Source organism: Nocardia spongicola (assembly GCF_047200775.1).
Taxonomy (GTDB): Bacteria; Actinomycetota; Actinomycetes; order Mycobacteriales; family Mycobacteriaceae; genus Nocardia.
In genome coordinates, this window is the sequence record NZ_JBJZOO010000001.1 from 250,794 (window position 1) to 271,872 (window position 21,079).

Here is a 21,079-nt window from a genome sequence, read left to right on the forward strand (position 1 = left end):
CGGGTGGCAGGCACTGCTCAGGAACGCACCCGGTTTGTCTGCGACCGGAGCCGCTCGGAGCCACAGCAGCCGCGGCACCGCTCAGAAGCCTGCGGGAGGTCTGGACGACTGCGACCGGAGTTTGGACGCGTACACGGCTGCTTGGGTCCGTCGTTCCAGGCCGAGTTTGGCCAGCAGCCGGGACACGTAATTCTTCACTGTCTTCTCGGCCAGGAACATGCGTTCGGCGATTTGCCGGTTCGTCAGTCCTTCCCCGAGTAGGTCCAGTAATTTGCGTTCTTGCTCGGTGAGTCCGGCCACTGGGCCGTCCTGCTGAGTGCTCGCGCGAAGTCGCTGCATGAGGGCCGCGGCGGCGCGATTGTCGAGCAGGGAACGTCCGGCGCCGACTTCTTTGATGGCCTTGGCCAGCTCCATCCCTTTGATGTCTTTCACGACGTAGCCGCTCGCCCCGGCGAGGATGGCGTCGAGCATGGCCTGCTCATCGGTGAACGACGTGAGGATCAGGCAGCGCAGATTGTCGAGTTTCGACAGGAGCTCACGACAGAGTTCGATGCCGTTGCCATCGGGCAGGCGCACATCGAGGACAGCGACGTCCGGCTGAAGTGCGGGGATGCGGGCGAGCGCCTGCGCGACATCGCCGGCTTCACCGATAACAGAGAGCGCCGGGTCGGTCGAGAGCAGATCGACCAGCCCGCGGCGGACTATTTCATGGTCGTCCACTAGAAACACCGTGATCATGGTGGTATCCAATCCAGGGGAAGTGGTGTGGTCGAGACTACGCAACCCGATACTCCCCGCAAGTGTGGCACCGGTGCGGAGCGCGGCCATGATGTCGTTGGTGTCGTGCACTTGCCGGTGTCGTGCGTTTATCCGCTCGGAGCGGCCGATCATGGTCGGAGGACCCGGCATTCGGTGACTTTCGGCCGTCATCTCCACCGCTGGATCGCGCGATGCTGATTAACGAACCCAGCGGCCGTGGCGGTGGAGGTTCGCACTGGACGGTGGCGCCACCTCCGGTCGGGCGTCGAGCCTGCCGGGAGAATTCTGATAAGGGGCAAGCGATGCCGAGAACACACCCCGACTTCGAAACAGTGCGATCCGCGCTCGCGTTGGCGGTGCGGGCGCCATCGGTGCACAATACCCAACCGTGGTCATGGCGGCTCGGTGACAATTCTGTGCACTTGTATGCGGATGAGAGTCGATGGTTACCGTATACGGACCCGGACTGTCGCGATCTGTTGCTGAGTTGTGGTGCGGCACTGCACCATTTCCGGATCGCGGCCAAGGCGCTCGGCTGGGAGACACAGGTCCATCGACTGCCGGATCCGGCGAAGCCGGAGCATCTCGCGGCTATCGAGTTCCAGCCTGCCGCATTTACTCCAGAGGATGTCCGGATGGCGGGCGCGATCAGCACGCGCCGCACCGATCGCAGGCGTTACACCTCCTGGGAAGTGCCCCCTGCTTATATCCAGAACATCGTCGCCGCTGGTGTCGCGCACGGGGTGCTCGTATGCGATGTCGATGCCGAACCTGCCAGAACTCAGCTGTTGCGGGCATTCGAACAGGCGGCGTGGGAACACGCCAGGGATTTCTCCTACGGCGCCGAACTGGCACAGTGGAGTGGCAGGCACGCCGCCTCACAGGGGGTACCCGCGCGCAACGCGGTATCACTCGCCACCGATCCAACTGTACGGCCGTTCTCGAATCCGAGCCTGCCGCAGGCGGTTGTCCGTGATATCGAGGCCGCCGATCGGATGATGCTGCTGAGTACCAGTAGTGATGACCGGATATCTCAGTTGCGAGCAGGCGAAGCCATGAGTGCGATACTGCTGACCGCCGCGACGCTCGGACTGGCGACCTGTCCGTTGTCCGAGCCCATGGAGTTGACCGACACCAGGAACCAGATCCGGATGAATGTTCTGGAGAACACCGGATACCCGCAGATCATCGTCCGGATCGGTTGGGCGGCAACGAGTGCCGACCCGATTCCGGCCACACCACGTCGTTCTCTCACCGAGGTTATGCATCCGCTGGATCCGGCGGATTCGTGATACGAGGTACCCGTCCACCGGCTTGCCGCTCGGCTGGATCCGCCGCGGCGGCCGGGATTCGGAGTAGCGGCAGCTGACAGCGCCAGAATTCGAGGAGGACCAGATGGTCGATAGCACCACCGCACAGGCAAGACAGGGGGATCTGCCGATTGTGGTGGCCGTGGACGGTTCGGCCACCTCGTACCACGCGGTCGCATGGGCTGCCGTAGATGCCGCGGTACACCGCTGCCGGCTGCACATAGTGACCTCTATCGCGATCCGGCCCGGTTTCGTCTTCGGGCGGGAACCGGGCGAAGACGATATGGAGTGGATGCGCGAGGACGGTGAGCGGGCGCTCACCGAGGCAGCCAGGGTGGCCAGAACGGCGACGGCCGGTGAGGCGCTGGCGATCAGCACCGAGTTGATCCTCGAACCGATCGTTCCGCACCTGATCGATCATTCCCGGCAGGCCAGAACGCTGGCTGTTGGCAGTAGGGGGCTCGGAGCGTTCCGCCGCGAACTGCTCGGCTCGGTGGGGGCGGCGCTCACCCGGCACGCGCATTGTCCTGTCGCGGTTGTGCACTCCACGTCGGCCACCGATGCTGTCTCGTCGAGCAAACCGGTCTTGGTCGGGGTCGATGGCACTGACAACAGCGTGTCCGCCATAGAAGTTGCTTTCGAGGAGGCTTCGCGGCGCAAAGTCGGGCTGATCGCGCTGCACGCGTGGAGCGATATGACGGGAATCGACCTTCCGCTGCTCGACTGGGATATCGTGCAGGAGCAGGAAGACATTCTCCTGGCGGAGAATCTCGCCGGCTTCGGGGAGCGGTATCCGGATGTGTCGGTGCGGCGCGTGCTGGTGCGGGACAGGCCGGTTCGCTCCCTGCTGGAGGAATCGGAGAATGCTCAGCTACTCGTGGTCGGCAGCCACGGTCGAGGTGGATTCACCGGAATGCTGCTCGGTTCTACCAGTGCCGCGCTGCTGCATTCGGTGGAATGCCCATTGATCGTCGTGCGGGCGCGCTGAACCGTACCGGCTGCCATGACGCAGCCGGTACCGGTGGACGTTGTGCGGTGTCAACGGATGGCGTTGTGCGCGGACAATGCCTGTTCGAGCAATACTCGCTGCTCAGCCGCGGCGACAGCTCGTCGTGCGGCAGGTACCGCATCCGGTGTCACCGAAATCGATGTGATTCCCATCCGCACCAGGTGTTCGGTGAAATCGGGTCGCACCGAGGGGGCCTGCCCGCATAACGAGGAAGTGATCCGGTGGCTGCGCGCTGTGTCGACAATCCGTCCGATGGCATCCAGTACGGCGGCATCGGATTCATCGAACAGTTCAGCGCAGGTGGTGGAGTCGCGGTCGACGCCGAGGATCAGCTGGGTGAGATCGTTGCTGCCGATGGAGACACCGTCGATACCGAGGCCGATGTACTGGGGCAGCCAGTGCACTACCGAGGGTACCTCGGCCATCACCCAGCGGTGCAGTCCGCGCTGGTTGCCGAGCGGGCCCGCGTCGACCAGTTTCAGGCATTCTTCCAATTCCCACCGGGTACGTACGAACGGAATCATCAAGTGCAGATTCGGTGTTCGTTCCCGGACCAGGGCCAGTGCGGTGAGCTCCAAGGTGAATACCTCGGGCTCACGGATATAGCGGTAGCAGCCGCGGTAGCCGATCATCGGATTGCGTTCCTCCGGTTCGTACCGCGTTCCGCCTGCCAAATCGCGGAATTCGTTACTGCGCAGGTCGGTTGCCCGGTAGACGACCGGCCGTGGCGCGAAGGCTGTAGTGATCCGTTGCAGTGATTTCGACAACCGCTCCACGAAGAGGTCCCCGTCCCCGCGAGCGATCAGATCCCGGGGATGGTGGCCGTCGAGCGCCTGCGTGATCAGCGTTTCCGCGCGCAGTAATCCGACTCCGTCGACATCGGTGGCCGCGACCCGCTCGGCGATCTCGGGTAGCGCCAGATTGACATAGACGCGGGTGGCCGTCGGCACCGCGGTGGCGATCGGCGCGACCTGCCGTGGTTCGGTGTGCACTGCTTCCGTCCGGCCTGCGCGGACTTGGCCGGTGGAGCCGTCGACGGTGACGACAGCTCCTTCGGTCAGTGTGGTGGTCGCGGTGCGGGTGCCTACGACACACGGCACACCGAGTTCGCGAGCGACGATGGCCGCGTGGCAGGTCATACCGCCGCTGTCGGTGACAAGCGCCGCGGCCCTGGAGATGGTCGGCAGCCAATCGGGATTGGTCATCGTGGCGACGAGCACCTCACCCGCCCGCAATGTAGAACCCTCCGCCGGGGAGCTCAGGATACGCACCGCTCCGCTCGCCTGCCCCGGGGCCGCGGCCAGCCCGCGGAGCAGGACGTGGGCTGGCGCGGGCCACGGCGGCTTCATCTCGGCGTGGCCGGAAAGCGTGGTGATCGGCCGGGCTTGTACCAGCCACAACCGCGTATCGTCGAAAGCCCACTCGACATCCTGCGGTTTGCCGTCGTGCAGCTGCTGCACCTGCAGCGCGGTCCGCGCCACCAGCATGGCCTCATCGGTGCTGAGCACCTGAGTGGCTGTCTCCTCCTCGGACAGCTCGATCCGCTGATCACCGTCCGGCCCGGAGATGATGGCGAAGCTCTGCTGTCCGGTGCGGGCGGCGATCAGCGTCGGCCCCTTGGCATCGAGCATGTACGTGTCCGGTTCGGTAGCCCCGGATACCACAACTTCGCCTTGGCCGCGGGCCGCCTCGATGATCACCCGGTCCCGGCGTCCGGTCGCCGGGTCGGCGGTGAATGCCACACCTGACCGACGGGCCGTGACCATGCGCTGCACCACCACAGCGATATCCGGGCGCTCGTGCATGCCGCGGCGGGCACGGTAGGTGAGCACACGAGGCGTGAACAGCGATGCCCAGCAGTCGACGACGGCATCGAGCAGCCGGTCATCGCCACGGATATTGGTGCGGGACAGATTCATTCCCGCGAACGAGGCGGTCGCGCTGTCCTCTCCGATCGCGGAGGATCGAACCGCGACCGTGACACTGTCACCCAAGTGGTGGTAGGCCGCTACCACGGCGTCGCGTACCCCAGCGGTCAGTGGTGCTCGATGAACGAGTTTCCGCATGTGCGCACACAGTTCATCCAGTCGCTGCGCGCTGGGGCCCGCGCTGTCCGAGGCGACATCGAGTGCCTCGGTATGCAGCGCGTCGAGTTCCGTACCGTGTGGACCGTGGCTCACCACTTCCTCGTAACATGATTTGAGGATCACGTAGCCGGGCGGTACCGGCAGGTGCGCGGCCACCAATTCACCGAGATTCGCCCCTTTGCCCCCGGCACGGTCGGCATCGGCCAGCCGCAGTGCACCGAGGTCGACCACGTAGTCGCCCATGATGTCTCCGATCGGTCACACGTTGCGCATGGTGTGCTGTCAGCCTCGCCGAGTACGGCGGCACTCGCCACGGCCGAAGGTCCTTTCCTTGGCCACGTAGGCCGCGCCGCCGTAGCCACGCTCATGTGACGACAGTCATGCGCGGCCGTTACCTTCGCATCTCACCGTGCGGTGCCTCGGTCGGCAGGATGGCATGGGTGGCGACGTCAGCTCCCCAGCCGACAACAGAACTGCGCATCCTCGACTCGGGCTTCATGGAACTGGAGGACGCTGATCGGCATATCAGCCTCGGTATCGGTGCGGTAGCGATCATTTCCGGTGCGCCGCCGAGCCGGAACGAGTTCACCGCCCTGCTCGCCAGAGCGGTGGAACGCAACGTCCGGCTCAGGCAGAAGGTGCGCCGGGTGCCCTTGGATCTGATCACCCCGGTCTGGGAGAACGACCCGCATTTCGATCTCGCCCACCATCTTCGTTGGGCCGCACTTCCGGAACCGGGCGATGAGCGGACCCTCTGTGAACTGATCGCAGCGGAGCTGGAGGAGCGGCTCGATCGCGACCACCCACTGTGGCAGTGCGTTGTCGTCGAGCATCTCGAGCAGGGCCGCTGGGCGCTGATCGTCAAAGCACATCACAGTCTGGTCGACGGGGTATCAGGGGTTTCACTGTTCGAGCATCTCTGTGACGGGATGCCTGCGACACCGGTGCGTCGCGCCGAAGCAGAGCCGGGTGGCCGGCCCGCGGCGCGGTTGTTCAGCTTGGTTCGCGAGGGAGCCCGGCTGCCTGTAGCAGTACCGCGGTGGGTGCTCGGTGTGATGCGTGGTGTGGCGCCCGTGGCCGCTGCGGCGATCACACCGGCCGCGGAGACCTCGCTCAACGGACCCATCGGACGACAACGCCGCTACGTTGTCGCCAGGGCCAGGTTATCGGAGGTCCGCGAGATCAGCGAGGTGTTCGGGGTTACCGTCAACGATGTCGTCTTGTCTGTTGTCGCGGCCGCGTACCGCGACCTGTTGCTCGGCAGACATGAGCTGCCGAGCTCCGATAAGTTGCGCGTTCTCGTTCCGGTTTCGATGCGGACCACGCAGGCGAAATATGTTCTCGACAACCGGTTCTCGGCGATGTTGCCATTCTTGCCGATCGATGTGTCCGATCCGGTCGAGCGGCTGAGCACGATTCATGCGCGGTTGTCGGAGCACAAGTCCAGCGGTGCGGCGCGGGCGGAGAACTCGATGTTCGCACTGGCCGGTCGGCTGCCGTTCGCACCAGTGGCGTGGATTCTCTGGCTGCTGGCGCGTTTCCCCCAGCGCAGCGTCGCTACACTCGCGACAAATGTGCCGGGGCCGCGGCACGAATTGGCAGTGTGTGGACGCCCGGTGCTCGACTTACTACCTGTGGTGCCTATCGCCATGCGATTGCGCACCGCGGTCGCGGTCCTCAGCTACACCGATCGTCTGACCTTCGGAATCACCGGAGACTACGACAGCGCACCCGATATCGCGGTACTCGCCGATGGCATCGAGCAGGAGGTCCAGCGTCTGCGTGAACGCATCACGATGTGGCAGCCGCCGCGTCCGGATACGACCTGACGATGATGGTGCTCGGTCACGACGCCGCCCGACCGAGCACGGAGATATGGATGATGCGGGCTGATCAGCAGGCGCCCGCATCAGGTACCGGATGGTCGCGCAACTCTATCCCAGTGGTTGCCGGTCCGCGCCGGGTTCGACGCCGGAGAGCCCTTCGGAAAGCAGAATCCGATGGGCTTGCTGCGCGGCGAACGCCTGCGCGGAATCGCGCGACTCGCTGCCGTGGGAGTGCTCTAGGCCGTGAACGAGCACAGCTATGGCATCGGAAAGGACACGCAGCCGATTATCGAATTCGTCGAAACGAGCCGCGTCCGGTCGCGGGATGCCGGTGGATATCGTGAACGTGCCTGCGAGGTCGGCGCCGAGCAGAATACGCCGCAGCTCGACCGGAAGCAGCGCGAATACGTGGTCGAGCTGACCGGGGGAGAACAGCGTGGCGAGCGTGTCGGTGACCGACCCTGCGAGCGCGACTGCCTCGTCGGGCGAGACGCCTGCTTCCCGTGCGAACTGTGCGATGAATCCGGATACATCGTGCGAGACGGGAACGTGGCTGGGCACCCAGCCCTCGTAGAAGATCCCGCGGAGGAGTTCGGGTAGCTGGGCGCTCAGATGCGCGGCCGAGTTGACCCCGATCCGGTCCCGGATTGTGTGCAGCCACGCGCGCAGGGCCCGGTGGGCGAAGGCACGGTCCTCGGTGCCGAGTCCTTCGGCGACGGCACGCAGCCATTCGCGCGCGGTGTGGACCGCAGGAGCCAGCGGGTCTCGGTGATAGCTCATCTGCATGCGCCCTTCACGGATGGATCGTGATACAGCGCGCTTGGGGTAGACGTAGGCTGCAGGCGATGGCTTCGGTCCAGGCGCGGATCGCGACCCAATCCCGGAGATCGCCGTAGCCCCTCCCGCCCAGGAGCCGGTAGACAAGCCTGGAGCGCGGTGAGATGCCCGTTCGATCGTAGTATCCGGCGAATGCTCGATAGTCGTGCGCGACAATCCGGTCACGGAGCGCGGCGACCCGCTTCGGCACCATCTGGCTCACCCGACGGCCGATCGGCCCACGCAGGGCTGAATTGAGTCCGACGCCGAACAACCAGACATCGTGGTCGACCAGCTCATTCTGGTGAGCCTGCGCGTAGCGGACGACAGCGGGCGGGAAATCTCCGTCGCGTACCGCGCTGCCGAGGACCAGAGTGTCGAAACGCGACAGGTCGGGGGCATGGTCGATATCGGCGAGTTCGACAGCCGCGCCGTGCGCGGCCAGCTCGGTATAGATGAATTCGGCGATATCGCGAGTCGCTCCCTGCTCGTTCGCGTAGACAACTGCGATGTGAGGTTTCTCATGTTTCATAGCGAAAAGACTGCACGTCCATGGGTTTGCTCAGTGAGAGCACTCATGCCCGGACCGGCGGGACCATGGTCACCGCTAGTTCTGCTGAACGGCTCCACCACCGCCGCGGATCTCGGACCGAATCAGGCCATACCGTGGGCCGAGACCGAAGGGTGATCGTGGTCCGGTGACTGTGTGCGGCGGCGCAGCAACCACCGCCGGATCTCATCGGCACCCCATACCAGGAATGGGAACGGGAGGGTGAACGCGAGCATGGTCGGGGTGAGCGCGGCCGTCCCGATCAGATGCTGCATCGGTGGGAAATAGATGATCACCCCGGTGAGGGCGATCTCGAAAGCGATCCCCCAGAGCAGCAGGGGATTGGACAGCACACCGATCGAGTGCAGCGAGACGCGGTCGGTGCGTACCGCGAACGCGGTGCCGATCTGACCGGCGACCAGGCCACAGAACGTCATCGTGGTCGCCTGCTGATAGGTGTGATGCAGTGGTGTGCCCGGCCCGGTGGGATCACCCGGGCGCCAGCCACCACGCAGCAGTACGAAAAAGAATCCCGCCATCGCCAGGACTGCCGCGATGACTCCGAGGAACAACCAGGCGCGTAGGAGCAGCGGTGCGCGGATCACCGGCTCATTACGTTTGCGGGGTGGTCGTTGCATCAGACCGGGCTCGGCCGCTTCCCGTCCGAGCGCGAGCGCGGGCAGTGTCTCGGTGCCGATGTCGAAGGCAAGCAGCTGTAATACGGTCAGCGGCAAGGGGACGGCCCCACCGGACAACGCGAACACCAGCAGCGGAGTCACTTCCGGGGTGGCATGGGCGAAGATGTAACAGATGAATTTACGGATGTTGTCGTAGACCCGTCGGCCGGCCTGGATGGCCGTGGCGATGGTGGCGAAATTGTCGTCGGTCAGCACCATGGTGGAGGCCTCACGGGCCACGTCGGTGCCGGAACGTCCCATCGAAACACCGATATCGGCGCGCCGTAGCGCGGGTGCGTCATTGACTCCGTCCCCGGTCATGGCCACCACATGTCCGGTACTGCGCAGTGCGTCGGCGATACGCAGTTTGGCTTCGGGGGAGGAGCGGGCGAAGACGGGCTCGGCCGGTCCCGCCAGCAGTTCGTCGAGTTCGTCCTCGCTCATCCGCTCCAGTTCCGCGCCGGTGATCACGGTCGGCGTGCCGCGGATGATACCGGTTCGGGCGGCTATCGCCGCCGCGGTCAGTCCGTGATCCCCAGTGATGATGATGATCCGGATACCCGCCTCGTGGCATAGTCGCACAGCGTCGGCGACTTCGGGGCGGGGCGGGTCCGCCATGCCTGCCAAACCGATCAGGATCAGATCCTGTTCCGCCTCTTCCCTGCGGTCCGGCTCTGTGGTGTCTGCGAGATCCCGGTCGGCGACCGCCAATACTCGCAGGCCCTGCCGAGCCAGGGAATCGACCTGGTCGGCGAGCTGTGCGCGACGGTGTGCGGTCAGCGGCCGGACGCTACCATCGGCGCTGAGTTCGGTGGTACACAGCGGCAGCACCGACTCGGGTGCGCCTTTGGTGTGCACGTGCAGCCTGTCGTTTTCGTCCGTATCGACAGTCGACATCCGCTTGTGCACCGGATCGAAATGGAACAAGCGATGCCGTAAGCGTTCTCGCTGCTCGGGGCGGATTCGATTGCCTAGCGCGGCGGCCGCGGTGAGTAACGCCAGCTCGGTCGGATCGCCGACAGCGGGTCCGGTGTCGGCGATCCTGGCATTGTTGCAGAAGCTCATCGTCTTCGCCGCGCGGATCAAAGTCGGGTCGGGCTGCACAGGCGGAGCATTCGGGTCGTGCTGCCCGGTCGCGGTATGGATCGCGACGACTCGCATGCGATTCTCGGTGAGGGTGCCGGTCTTGTCCGTACAGATCACATCGGTGGCGCCGAGAGTCTCCACCGCGCTGAGGCGTTTGACCACCGCGCCGCGACGGGCCAGTTCACGCACCCCGATCGCCAGCGCCAGGGTGATCACCGGAAGCAGCCCTTCCGGAACATTGCTCACCAGCAGGCTCACGGCGAAAATCACGGAATTGATCGGAGACAGCCCTGCCCCGAACATCGCCAGCGGGATGAACGCGGCCGCGAGCAGTGCGGAAATCAGCGCGATCAGCCAGGCTACCCGGCGTATCTGGTGCTCGAGGGGGCTCTCGTCTCGCTCGACCCGCTCCGATAGTGCCGCGATCCGGCCGAGTTCGGTATGCATGCCGGTAGCGAAAACGATCGCCCGGGCCTCGCCCTCGGTGCAGGATGTGCCGCTGAAGACCAAGTCGCGTGCCTGCGCCAGCGGTACATCGGTATCGACCAGGTCGGCGCTGCGGTAGACCGGCAGCGATTCCCCGGTCAGTTCGGACAGATCCACCTCGATACCGCCATCGAACAGCCGGGCATCCGCACAGATCCGGTCGCCCTCCGCGATCACGAGAATTTCTCCGGGTACTACGGCCGTTGTCTCGATCTCGGCGACCCGACCGTCTCGTACCACCTTCGCCCGCATCGGCAGATAACCGGCCAATGTCTCCACCGCGTGTTCGGCATGTCGTTCCTGCGCGAACGCGAACACCGCGTTGATCATGATCACGACCACGATCGCCACAGCCACCGCGATAATGTCGACAGCTGCCGCCAGTCCTGCCGCTGCCCACAACAACAACGCGAGCGGGTGGGTGAACTGGCGTATCAACTCTCGAAGCCAGGTCTGGCCGCCTCGGCGCTGCAGTATGTTCGGTCCGTAGTGAATCAGCCGCCGCTCGGCCTCGCGAGCGGTCAGTCCGGCACGGGAGCTACGCAGATCGCGCAGCAGCAGATCGATCCGCTCGGTGGGATCTATTCGACGGCCGGGCGCAGCGCCGGCGGGGTCGTTCACATTGACGTGGGGGCCGAATCACGCAGGCTGTTCAATGCGGTGGCGAGCAGCCGACGCGTGGCGTCGGCGACCGTGCGCAATGCGGGCTGGGTGGTGACGCGGATCAGCGCATTGGGATCAGTGGCCTCGACGAGGGTGCCGGTGTCGACCGAGCGCACTACGACGCTACACGGCAGCAGTAGCAGCCCGGCTCGGCGGTCGGTGGTCAATGCGCTACGGGCCAGCTGGGGATCGCAGACGTTGAAGATCAGGTAGTCCTCTATATGCTCGCCGATCTTCTCGCGCAGGATGGCCCGGATATCGATCTCAGTGATCACGCTCAGTCCCTGGGACTGCAGTGCTGCCCGGGTGTGCTCGGCGGCGTCGGTGAAGGGGATGTCCAGGTGAACCGTGATGGCCGGTACCGGGGCGACCGGCACCCTGATCTCGGTGAGCAGCCGATCAGGATCGCTTACTTCGTCGGGACCGATCAAGTACGCCTCGGTCGGCGGGCCGATCGGTTGATAGCCTGCCTCGCGCAACCATTCCCGTAGTGCGAGATAGGCCGCGCCGAGGTCACGGTAGCTGCCGCGGTGGGAGGTACGCGCGACGAGAGTTCCCGGCATCACGACTACCTGGGCACCGGAACTCGGTCCGAGATTGGGTGCGGGTTCCACTGGCACGCCGAAATCCACCGAGATCACTTCATCGGCGGGCAGCTCTCGGTTGAACGTGATCGTCGGTGCGCCGCTGGCAGTCAATCCGGCGTGCTGCGCGATCCTGGTCAGTTCCTGCATTCCCGCGACGACGTCCTCGCCGAGCAGATGCGGGTTCGGACGGATCTCGCGTGGCACACGCAGCACCGTTTCCGGCGCCGATTCGACCAGGGCCACTCGATACTCCATCAAAGCCTCCTCGGTTCCTCGTGCGATGAGCATGCGCCGCACCAGTTGTTGCTGCACAGGGGCTAAGGTCCCGCCGTGATGGGTACTACCGCCGTCCTGGCCTCGGCGGCTATGTCCAGCTGGTACGGTGCTTCGTCGCAGCCGAGGCAAGGGACAATTCCTCGGCCGGGGTACGCCGATTCGCATGGGCAGCCGCTCGAGTGGTTCCCTCGGTGCGGATCCCGTGGCAGGGCAGCCGGTCAGCGATCGGGCACAGCCTCGGCGTCGTCCACTGCCTCCGCGTGGCGCACACCGTCCGCAGTACGAGCCGGAGCGGCGACAATTCGCTGTTCACCAGGATCGGCGAAGACCCAGCGGATGGTGACCTTTCCGTTGCGTCGACGACCGGGAGCGCGGCGAAACCATGCGTGGTCAGCAACGTGATCGTCTCGCGCAGTGGTGTTTCCGGCCGCACTGTCACTACAGGTCGGCTCAGAACGTCGCGTGCATGCATCGATATCACCCCATGGATGCGGTGGTCGGGAGGATGCCGGCGCACAGCCGTAGTGGTTACGGGCTGGTCCGAGCACAGCGGACGTATGCCAAGCGTGACCGATACCGGCGCGGTCATCCGGTAGCTGTCAGCTGATATCCGCATTGCGGCGACGGACCCGGCTCGCCATCCAGACGCCGACACCGATCGCTGTGGCGACCGGCCACGACACCAGCCCGGTGGCCGCTGCCGCGCCGAGGCCACCGTAGTACAGCAGCGATTCATGATTCTGCGCCCGGTGGCGCACCGCTTCCGTGGCCGACGTAACACCGGTCGCCACCGTGTGTGGTCCGGGTGGCAGCGGAACTCGCGTCGTCCGTACTCCGATGGTCGGTATCGGGACATGCAATCCATCGCGATCGGTGGTCTCCGGCTCCGATTCGGTTGCTGGAGATGCTGTCTCGGGTTCAGATTCCGGGGACAGTGCCTCGGATGGTTCGATACCGGATTCGCGTGTCTGTGTGGCCGCTGTCTTATGGGACATGACCGCTCCTTTCTCCGTCTCGGCATCCGTGCGTGTTGTCTGTACTCCAGCCAAGTCGGGAAGCCTAAGAGCCGCTATATCCCTTGGCGGTGTAGTGAGTGGACTTTGGTCACCGGCACCTGCGGCGGGGCCAGGCCGGGACCGTTGGTGTCAGCGCGCGTATCCGGGACCAACGGCCCTCGTCAGGGCAACGATCGGATCTGTCGCTATGTCTCGTCGAAGCCCACGATGGAAAGATCCACGAGGAGGTTTGCGATGTTGTTCGACGATCGTCGCGACGCCGGATGCCAGTTGGCACAGCGGTTGGATCATCTCCGCAGTGAGGATGTCCTTGTGGTCGGCTTGCCGCGCGGCGGTGTGCCGGTCGCCTACGAGATCGCGCAGGCGCTGGATGCGCCATTGGACGTGATAGTGGTGCGCAAACTCGGCGTTCCGTATCAGCCGGAACTCGCGTTCGGAGCGATCGGTGAGGACGGTGTGCTGGTCATCAATGACATCGTCGTCGCGCGAGCCGGGCTCACCAGTGCGGATATGACGACAGTCGAGCGTCGCGAACGTGGCGAACTGAGTCGTCGGGCCGAACGGCTGCGGCGCACGCACTCGCGTATTCCGTTATCGGGCCGCACCGTGGTCATCGTCGATGACGGCATCGCCACTGGTGCGACCGCTCGCGCTGCCTGCCAGGTCGCGTGGGCGCAGGGCGCGCGGCGGGTGGTGCTGGCTGTTCCGGTGGCACCGGATGATGCGCTGGCCGTATTGAAGGACGAAGCCGATGAGGTGGTCTGCCTCGAGGTGCCCTCATGGTTCGGTGCTGTCGGCTGCTGGTATCGCCGTTTCGACCAGGTATCCGACGCAGAGGTCACCGAGTTGCTGCGCCGGGCCGCGGGAACGCGGCCGGAGCCTCAGGCGGGCCGGGCGGGCGATCTACCACTGTGTGATGAGGAGGTATTGATCCAGGCCGGTACGGTCGGTCTGGCCGGGCATTTCACCATTCCGGACAACCCCATCGGGATAGTGTTGTTCGCGCACGGCAGCGGCAGTAGCCGCCACAGCCCGCGTAACCGCTATGTGGCCGAGGTGCTGAATCGGTCCGGGCTCGGCACGCTGCTTTTCGATTTACTCACACCGGATGAAGAGATCGACCGTGCGCGGGTGTTCGACATCGAGTTGCTGTCGCGGCGATTGGTCGCGGCCACCGGTTGGCTGACCGAGCGCACCGAGGTCGCCGGTATGCGGATCGGATACTTCGGGGCCAGCACGGGAGCCGCCGCGGCACTCTTGGCCGCAGCTCATCTCGGCACGGAGATCGCCGCAGTGGTATCGCGTGGCGGCCGGGTAGATCTCGCCGGTCCCACGCTGACCGCAGTGCGTGCGCCGACCTTGTTGATCGTTGGCAGTCGCGACCATATCGTGCTGGAGCTGAACCAGCTTGCAGCACAGGAGATTTCGGGCGATACCAGGCTGACGGTGGTACCAGGCGCGACACACTTGTTCGCGGAGACGGGCGCTTTGGAAAAGGTCGCGGAACTCGCCGGCGACTGGTTTATGCACAAGCTGGCACCCGCTGCGGCGCTCGATATCGAGAGCGGCCGAGTAACCGGTACTCGGTCATAACGCCGCTTCGTCTGCCCTGGTTCGGGGCATCCGCTCGTACCAGGCGCCCAGCGCTGTGGCAACCGATTCTGTGATCGGCCGTGTTGTGTCGAGCGCTATGGATTCCGGCCAAGACGAGGCCGTGGTAGCCAGCGCTGCCGCGATCGCGGGTGTCGCTTCCGAATCCCCCTTCGGTCTGGCGCCGATTCGCTCGTCGGCGAGGGCAGCGGGACAAACGCAGCACAGTGATACGAGGTCCGCGCTGCTCTGCTCGGCCACGGCAGTGGCTCTGGCGCGTTCCTCCGTATCGGTCCAGCTGGCGTCGAGGATCACCGATACCCCGTGCTCGAGCCGATCCCTGGCCTGAGCCAGCATGTGCGAATACACCAATGCCTTAGCGGCAGGCTGATAGGCGCCTGCGCCGAATGACCCTGCGGCTCCCGTGATCGTCCCGGTGGCGCGCAGCGAGGCGCGCACACTGTCACTGGAAAGCAGATCGGCTCCGGTCGCGGCCGCCACATGGGTCGCGACAGTGGATTTTCCTGTGCCGGGTAGACCGCCGATGAGCATGAGACGAACCGCGCCCTGTTCGAGGTGCCGCAGCGCGAGTTCGATATGCCGCTCGGCATGCCCGGATGCCTCCGGATCACCCTGTGCTGCGCAGATGTGGTCGGTCTTCGCGCGAACCATTGCCCGATAAGCGATGTAGTGGTGTTGTAAGGACATCGGTGCCGCATCGTCTGCCGCACACAGATACGCGCGTAAAAACGAACCGGATTCCTCCGGGTGACCAAGGAATTCGAGGTCCATCGCCAGAAAAGCGGCATCGTCAAGGCTGTCGACGAAGCGTAATTCGTCGTCGAAATCGAGGCAGTCCAGAATCCGGAAGCCGTCGGGCAGGACGAAGATGTCCTCTGCGAGCAGATCGCCGTGACCGTCGACTATACGGCCGCTCTCGATCCGCTCCGTCAGTAATCTTGCGCGACCGTCGATATACCTGGTGGCCAAGTATTCGGTTCGAGCCAGAGCATTCGGATCGACAGCCGGGTGCGGGTGTTCCCGTAAGGGGCGAAGCAGGGCGTGCCAGCGCCGGAGCAGCTGTGCTGGTGTTCCGGCGCGATCGATGCCGGGCCCACGCCGGGCCGATACGTGAAAGCGGGCAAGAGTACGTGCCAATGTGGCCAGTTCGGTTGGTTCGTGCGCCTGTCGTTCGTGCGTTCGGTTGTTGCTGAGCAGGGTGGACAGGCGCTGTGAGTCCGGGATCCTGCGCATGACGATGATCGGCTCATCGGCGCCGCCTTCGGGATCCGTCAACTGTGCCAGGCCGAGATAGATATCGGGGGCAAGGCGCTGATTCAGCTCGATCTCCCTGGCACATGCCAACGCCCGTTTCTCCGGGGTACTGAAATCGAGGAAGTCGGTGACAATCGGTTTCTTCATTTTGTAGGCGCGGTCCCCGCACAACATGACCAGACCGCTGTGTGTTTCGCGCAGTTGCGCGAATGGTTCGTGAATGTAGGTCATCGTGGGGTCAGTATTCGGTGGATGCCGTGGTGAGATGCTCTGCGATGAGGATGCGATGGGCTTGCTGCGCGGCGGCGGCCCGGCGTTTGTCACCGGTATCGCCGGTCGGCAGCTGTTCCAGACCACGGGCGAGCACTGCGATGGCGTCACCGAGCAGCCGCAGCCGTTGTTCGAGTTCGTCGATCCGGTTGGTGTCGGTTTCGTGAGTGGCGTGTGAGGCAGTGGTCTCATCTATGGTCTCCCCGCGGAGAACCTGCCGCAGGCGTACCGGCAGTACGGCGAAAATGTGATCGAGCTGCCCCGGGGAGAACTGGGTGGTAAGCGCGTCGGTGACCGCACCGGCCAACCGGGGTACCTCATCGCGGGCAACTCCGGCTTCCTGCGCGAACTGGGTCAGGAACGGCCCGGCGCGATGCCCGACAGGGGTGTGACTCGGCACCCATCCCTCGTAGTAGATGCCGCGCAGGAATTCGGGCAGCTGTGCGGTGAAGTGCGCCGAGCTGACGACACCGATGCGGTCGCGTACGGCGTGCAGCCAGGCACGCACTACCCGGCATACGAAACCGAGGTCATCGGTATCGAGTTTTTCGGCGACCGCGATAAACCATTGACGCGCGGAGTTCGTAGATGCAGCCAGGGGATCGTTTTTGTAGGCCATGATTTCAGCGTCGTCCTGGCAACCGCCCTGAGCCTAGGGCCTGATGTCCTCGGGCCGGATCGGTCGATCGGCCCATACCAGAGGTGATCATCGGCCCTGGTCGTTGTCGATTCGCAGTGTGGTGGAACCGGCTATGGCGGGGCGTGGTCGTCTACTCGGCGACCAATGGCCCTATCGCCGGTTCGCGGCCCGTCGCGACCATGGTGGTGAAGGGGAGCGGAGGAGGTCGGCGTCGTATGCACGCGAAGGCAGGGGATTGGCTGATCGTAGAAGGGCGCAGTGTCGGTGGTGTGGTCCGGCACGGTCTCATCGAGGAGGTACACGGTAAGGACGGGATGCCTCCCTACCTGGTGCATTGGACCGATACGGGACATCGGGCACTCACTTTTCCTGGTCCGGACGCGCATGTGGTAACCAGCGGTGAGCTGCGTGCGCAGGAAGAGATCGCGGCGGATTACTTCTCTTCCAGACCCTATCGACGGGACAGACACGTCGCCGAATCCGCCGGAAACTGAGGAGTGCCGGGTGACACCGGGATACCGACTCGTACGGTCACCGTGCCCGCCGGTGCGCGGGAGGAAGGCATCGACGGGAAACCGGGCAGCGCTGTAGTCCGGAAAGCCGGACCGAGGAGGTTTTCGGTGGGCCGGATCGTGACATTGACAATGAACCCGGCAGTCGATCTGGCGACGTGCGTCGACAAGGTCATGCCGATAGACAAGATGCGTTGTACGACACCGCGTTTCGATCCGGGCGGTGGTGGGATCAATGTCGCGCGCACGGCGGCCGGGCTCGGGGTCGAGGTCACCGCGGTGTTTCCCTCGGGTGGGCTGCACGGCCGGCTGCTCGAGCAGTTGGTACGCGAGGCCGGGGTCCCGGTGCGGTCGGTATCGGTGGCCGAGCCGACCAGGGAGAACGTCGCGGTCACCGACACCGCGACCGGCGAACAGTACCGGTTCGTCTTTCGCGGCCCCCGGATCACCGCCCCAGAACAGCACCGTTGCCTGGCCGAAGTGGAACGAGCGGTGCGCGGCGTGCGCTACCTCGTTGCCAGCGGAACTCTACCGCCGGGAGCCTCCCCGGACTTCTATCAGACTCTCACCGATCTCGTCGCCGAGTCGGGAGTGCGCGTGGTGCTGGACACATCGGGCCCCGCGTTGCGCACCATGCGCCACGGCGTGTACCTGATCAAGCCGAGTGTGCGCGAACTCGGCGACTATGTCGGCCACCCGTTGACCGAGCGCGCCGAGCAACTATCGGCTGCGCGCACGCTGATCACCTCCGGGATGACCGAAATCGTGCTGCTGTCACTCGGTGCGGCCGGAGCGCTTGTGGTGACACGGAACCAGCATGAGTGGTTCCCCCCGATCCCGGCTCGGGTACGCAGTGGAATCGGCGCGGGTGACGCCATGGTCGGTGGTACCACGGTGGGACTGGTCCGAGGGTATTCACTGGCCGACGCGGTGCGCCTCGGCATAGCCGCCGCGACCGCGGCGCTGGCCACCGTAGGCACCGGCCCGGGACGGCCCGAGCATATCGACGAACTGTACCGAGAACTCGTGCGGATCGAGGCAGCGGCTGGTGCGGATAAAGACAGGACGCCGGGATGAGCGAGTTCGCGATCTCGATTACCGGCCTGACGAAATCCTTCGGCCCGGTCAAGGCACTCGACGGCCTGGAGCTGCTGGTGCGTACCGGGGAGATACACGGATTTCTCGGTCCGAACGGTTCTGGTAAGACAACGACCATCCGCATCCTGCTCGGCTTGCTTCGCGCCGACTCGGGGACAGTGCGCATGCTCGGCGATAATCCGTGGTCCGCCGCGGTCGCATTGCATGCTCGGCTGGCATACGTGCCCGGTGAGGTCATGCTGTGGCCGGGGATCACAGGGGGCGAGGTCATCGACTTGATGGCACGGCTGCGTGGCGGCCTCAACCGACAGCGCCGTGATGAATTGCTGGAGAGATTCGATCTCGATCCGCGGCAGAAGGCCCGCGCCTATTCGAAGGGCAACCGACAGAAAGTGGCGCTCGTCGCGGCGCTGGCCTCGGATGTGGAGCTGCTGTTGCTCGACGAGCCGACCATCGGTCTCGACCCGTTGAAAGAGGCGGAATTCCAGCACTGTATCGCGGAATGGAAAGACGAGGGCCGGACTGTCCTGCTGTCCAGTCATATTCTCGCCGAGGTGGAAGCGCTGTGCGACCGGGTGAGTATCATCCGGCACGGTCGCACCGTGGAAAGCGGTACCCTGACCGAACTGCGGCATCTGACCCGTACCGCGATCACGGTCGAGACCATTCGCCCCCCGCTGGGGCTGGACACGATCCCGGGTGTACACGACGTGGTCCTCGACGGCACGCAGGCCAGATTCGACGTCGATGTCGTTCATCTCGACACCGTGCTGCGGGTACTGGTCGATCTCGGGGTGCGCAGCCTCACCAGCTCCCCGCCCACCTTGGAGGACATCTTTCTGCGGCACTACGCGACAACGTCTGCGTCTGTGGCCGCGGAGGGGACATGAGCACTATGCCGATTCCGGGGACGCCGCTGCGCGAGACCACCGCAGGAGTGGGCACACTGCTGCGGTTCGGGCTGTGGCGTGAGCGATTCACGCTGCCGTTCTGGCTGCTCGGCGCAGGCGCGCTGGTCGCATTCCAATCCGTTGGCAGCCAGCGCTTCTATGACACACCACAGAAACTGGCGCAGCTTCGCGAGACGATCAGCGCCAGCGCGGCCACTATCGCGATGGGTGGGCCGACTCGGCTGCTGGAGACTATCGGCGGTGAGATCGTGTTCGAGATCTTCGCCTACCTGGCGGTCGTGGTCGCGGTGATGAATATGTTCCTTATCGGGCGGCACACTCGCTCCGACGAGGAGACAGGGCGGGCTGAACTGCTCCGTTCGGCGCGGGTGGGGCGTCGGGCCCCTGCTGTCGCCGCACTCGCGCTGGCCGGGCTGGCCGATATCGCGGTCGCGCTGGTTGTCTTCGCCGCCGCGGTCGGCACCGGTCTGCCGGTGGAAGGTTCTCTGCTGCTGGGCATCGTCACCGGTGGTGTCGGTATCACCTTTGCCTGTATCACCGCGGTCGCAGCGCAGGTATTCGAGAATCCGCGCAGTGTCTACGGTGCTGTCGGCTCGGCTCTCGTGGCCGCCTATGTGGCACGTGCCGTCGGCGATGTCGGTAACGGCGCCGCGTCCTGGGCGTCGCCCATAGGATGGGGACAGCGCAGCTACCCCTACGCGGGTGACCGTTGGTGGACGGTGCTGCTGTTCACCGCCGTGAGCCTCGTATGTGCCATTGTGGCGTTCGCCCTGCTCGATCGGCGCGATTTCGGTGCGGGATTGCTCACTTATGGGACCGGGCGCGCGACTGCGTCATGGGCACTCGGTTCACCATTGGGGCTGGCTTGGCGGCTGCAGCGCGGTTCGCTGTTCGGTTGGACCATAGGCGTTTTCGCATTGGGATCGGCGTATGGCTCGTTCGCCGATAGTATCGAGGATTTTCTCGCCGACAATCCGGAGATCGCTGCCTATCTGCCCGGTGGTGCGGACGATGCCGTGGATTCGTATCTGTCTCTTACTGTCATGGTCGTTGCCCTGCTTGCCTGCGCATTCGGTATTGTCGGCGTGCTGCGCGCCCGGAGTGAAGAGAGTTCGGGCCGGGCCGAGCCAGTTCTGGCCGCGCCGATCAGCAGGTATGCCTGGTTGGCCGGGCATCTCACCGTTGCCGTTGGTGGCGGGGCGTTCGTACTGGCCGCCGGGGGTTTCGGCATCGGCTTGACGCATGGGGTGGCGATTGCCGATGCCGGTCGGCCACTGCGCATGATCGGGGTGGCACTGGTGTATCTGCCCGCCCTCTGGCTGATCGTCGCAGTCACAGTGCTCGGATTCGGCTGGGTGCCACGAGCTGTGGTCCCTGTGGCGTGGGTAGTATTCGGCTATTGCGCTGTCGCGGTGCTCTTCACCGCGGCATTCGATCTGCCCGACTGGTTCGATGACGCCTCTCCGTTCACCCACATTCCGAAGGCGCCACTGGAAACCGTCACTGCCGCACCGATCATCGTGCTCACCGTGGTGGCTGTGGCCGGATTCGCGGCCGGGTTCGCGGGCTTCCGCCGCCGCGATGCCGGCTACTGACGTGGATGCGGTTATGGCCGTACCCGCTGGGTGGCCCGGT

At 65.0% G+C, this 21,079-nt stretch carries 18 protein-coding genes; 8 read left to right on the plus strand and 10 right to left on the minus strand.

Annotation, left to right across the window (positions count from 1 at the left end; all coding sequences use genetic code 11):
- Positions 1-81: 81 nt before the first annotated feature.
- Positions 82-738 (minus strand): response regulator, encoded by a 657-nt coding sequence (locus ACL02S_RS01180; RefSeq protein ID WP_412801070.1) that lies wholly within the window; start codon positions 736-738, stop codon positions 82-84.
- Positions 739-1,061: 323 nt separating this feature from the next.
- Here ACL02S_RS01180 and ACL02S_RS01185 point away from each other — a divergent pair, with 323 nt between their 5' ends.
- Positions 1,062-2,051, plus strand: coding sequence for an Acg family FMN-binding oxidoreductase (locus tag ACL02S_RS01185; RefSeq protein WP_412800352.1), 990 nt, complete (start codon positions 1,062-1,064; stop codon positions 2,049-2,051).
- A gap of 103 nt (positions 2,052-2,154) precedes the next feature.
- Positions 2,155-3,057, plus strand: a complete 903-nt coding sequence (locus tag ACL02S_RS01190) for a universal stress protein (protein ID WP_412800353.1) — start codon at positions 2,155-2,157, stop codon at positions 3,055-3,057.
- Between the two features lie 50 nt (positions 3,058-3,107).
- Here the strand turns inward: ACL02S_RS01190 and ppsA are convergent, their stop codons facing one another.
- A complete protein-coding gene (gene ppsA, locus ACL02S_RS01195; protein ID WP_412800354.1) occupies positions 3,108-5,408 on the minus strand; it encodes a phosphoenolpyruvate synthase in 2,301 nt (766 codons plus the stop codon).
- A 197-nt stretch (positions 5,409-5,605) separates the two neighbouring features.
- On the opposite strand from ppsA, the gene ACL02S_RS01200 reads away from it, so the two are divergent.
- Positions 5,606-6,994 carry a wax ester/triacylglycerol synthase family O-acyltransferase gene (locus tag ACL02S_RS01200; RefSeq protein WP_412800355.1) on the plus strand — a complete coding sequence of 463 codons (1,389 nt, stop codon included), beginning with the start codon at positions 5,606-5,608 and terminating at the stop codon, positions 6,992-6,994.
- A 105-nt stretch (positions 6,995-7,099) separates the two neighbouring features.
- Here the strand turns inward: ACL02S_RS01200 and ACL02S_RS01205 are convergent, their stop codons facing one another.
- From ACL02S_RS01205 to ACL02S_RS01230, 6 genes are all read right to left on the minus strand, one after another.
- Positions 7,100-7,771 (minus strand): DUF2267 domain-containing protein, encoded by a 672-nt coding sequence (locus ACL02S_RS01205; protein WP_412800356.1) that lies wholly within the window; start codon positions 7,769-7,771, stop codon positions 7,100-7,102.
- Positions 7,772-7,784: 13 nt separating this feature from the next.
- Positions 7,785-8,339, minus strand: coding sequence for a flavodoxin domain-containing protein (locus ACL02S_RS01210; RefSeq protein ID WP_412800357.1), 555 nt, complete (start codon positions 8,337-8,339; stop codon positions 7,785-7,787).
- A gap of 122 nt (positions 8,340-8,461) precedes the next feature.
- Positions 8,462-11,227, minus strand: a complete 2,766-nt coding sequence (locus tag ACL02S_RS01215; protein WP_412800358.1) for a cation-translocating P-type ATPase — start codon at positions 11,225-11,227, stop codon at positions 8,462-8,464.
- A complete protein-coding gene (locus ACL02S_RS01220) occupies positions 11,224-12,111 on the minus strand; it encodes a DUF302 domain-containing protein (RefSeq protein WP_412800359.1) in 888 nt (295 codons plus the stop codon). The genes ACL02S_RS01215 and ACL02S_RS01220 overlap by 4 nt, the downstream gene beginning before the upstream one ends.
- A gap of 109 nt (positions 12,112-12,220) precedes the next feature.
- A complete protein-coding gene (locus ACL02S_RS01225) occupies positions 12,221-12,748 on the minus strand; it encodes a CBS domain-containing protein (protein WP_412800360.1) in 528 nt (175 codons plus the stop codon).
- Positions 12,732-13,127, minus strand: a complete 396-nt coding sequence (locus ACL02S_RS01230) for a hypothetical protein (RefSeq protein ID WP_412800361.1) — start codon at positions 13,125-13,127, stop codon at positions 12,732-12,734. Before ACL02S_RS01230 ends, ACL02S_RS01225 begins: the two co-directional genes overlap by 17 nt.
- A 255-nt stretch (positions 13,128-13,382) precedes the next feature.
- Between ACL02S_RS01230 and ACL02S_RS01235 the strand changes: the two genes are divergently transcribed.
- Entirely contained in the window at positions 13,383-14,741 is a 1,359-nt protein-coding gene (locus ACL02S_RS01235; protein ID WP_412800362.1) for a phosphoribosyltransferase family protein, read from the plus strand.
- Here ACL02S_RS01235 and ACL02S_RS01240 read toward each other — a convergent pair.
- The gene (locus ACL02S_RS01240; RefSeq protein WP_412800363.1) at positions 14,736-16,244 is read right to left on the minus strand and encodes a bifunctional aminoglycoside phosphotransferase/ATP-binding protein; all 1,509 of its coding nucleotides are present in this window, start codon (positions 16,242-16,244) and stop codon (positions 14,736-14,738) included. The genes ACL02S_RS01235 and ACL02S_RS01240 overlap by 6 nt on opposite strands.
- Positions 16,245-16,251: 7 nt before the next feature.
- A complete protein-coding gene (locus ACL02S_RS01245; protein ID WP_412800364.1) occupies positions 16,252-16,902 on the minus strand; it encodes a DUF2267 domain-containing protein in 651 nt (216 codons plus the stop codon).
- Positions 16,903-17,138: 236 nt separating this feature from the next.
- On the opposite strand from ACL02S_RS01245, the gene ACL02S_RS01250 reads away from it, so the two are divergent.
- The 4 genes from ACL02S_RS01250 to ACL02S_RS01265 all read left to right on the plus strand — a co-directional run bounded on the left by ACL02S_RS01250 (position 17,139) and on the right by ACL02S_RS01265 (position 21,039).
- Positions 17,139-17,417: a DUF1918 domain-containing protein gene (locus ACL02S_RS01250; protein WP_412800365.1), complete on the plus strand. Its 279-nt coding sequence runs from the start codon at positions 17,139-17,141 to the stop codon at positions 17,415-17,417.
- Between the two features lie 138 nt (positions 17,418-17,555).
- Positions 17,556-18,512: a 1-phosphofructokinase family hexose kinase gene (locus tag ACL02S_RS01255; RefSeq protein ID WP_412800366.1), complete on the plus strand. Its 957-nt coding sequence runs from the start codon at positions 17,556-17,558 to the stop codon at positions 18,510-18,512.
- Positions 18,509-19,423, plus strand: a complete 915-nt coding sequence (locus tag ACL02S_RS01260; protein WP_412800367.1) for an ABC transporter ATP-binding protein — start codon at positions 18,509-18,511, stop codon at positions 19,421-19,423. The genes ACL02S_RS01255 and ACL02S_RS01260 overlap by 4 nt, the downstream gene beginning before the upstream one ends.
- Positions 19,420-21,039, plus strand: a complete 1,620-nt coding sequence (locus ACL02S_RS01265) for an ABC transporter permease (RefSeq protein WP_412800368.1) — start codon at positions 19,420-19,422, stop codon at positions 21,037-21,039. The genes ACL02S_RS01260 and ACL02S_RS01265 overlap by 4 nt, the downstream gene beginning before the upstream one ends.
- The last annotated feature ends 40 nt before the right edge of the window (positions 21,040-21,079 follow it).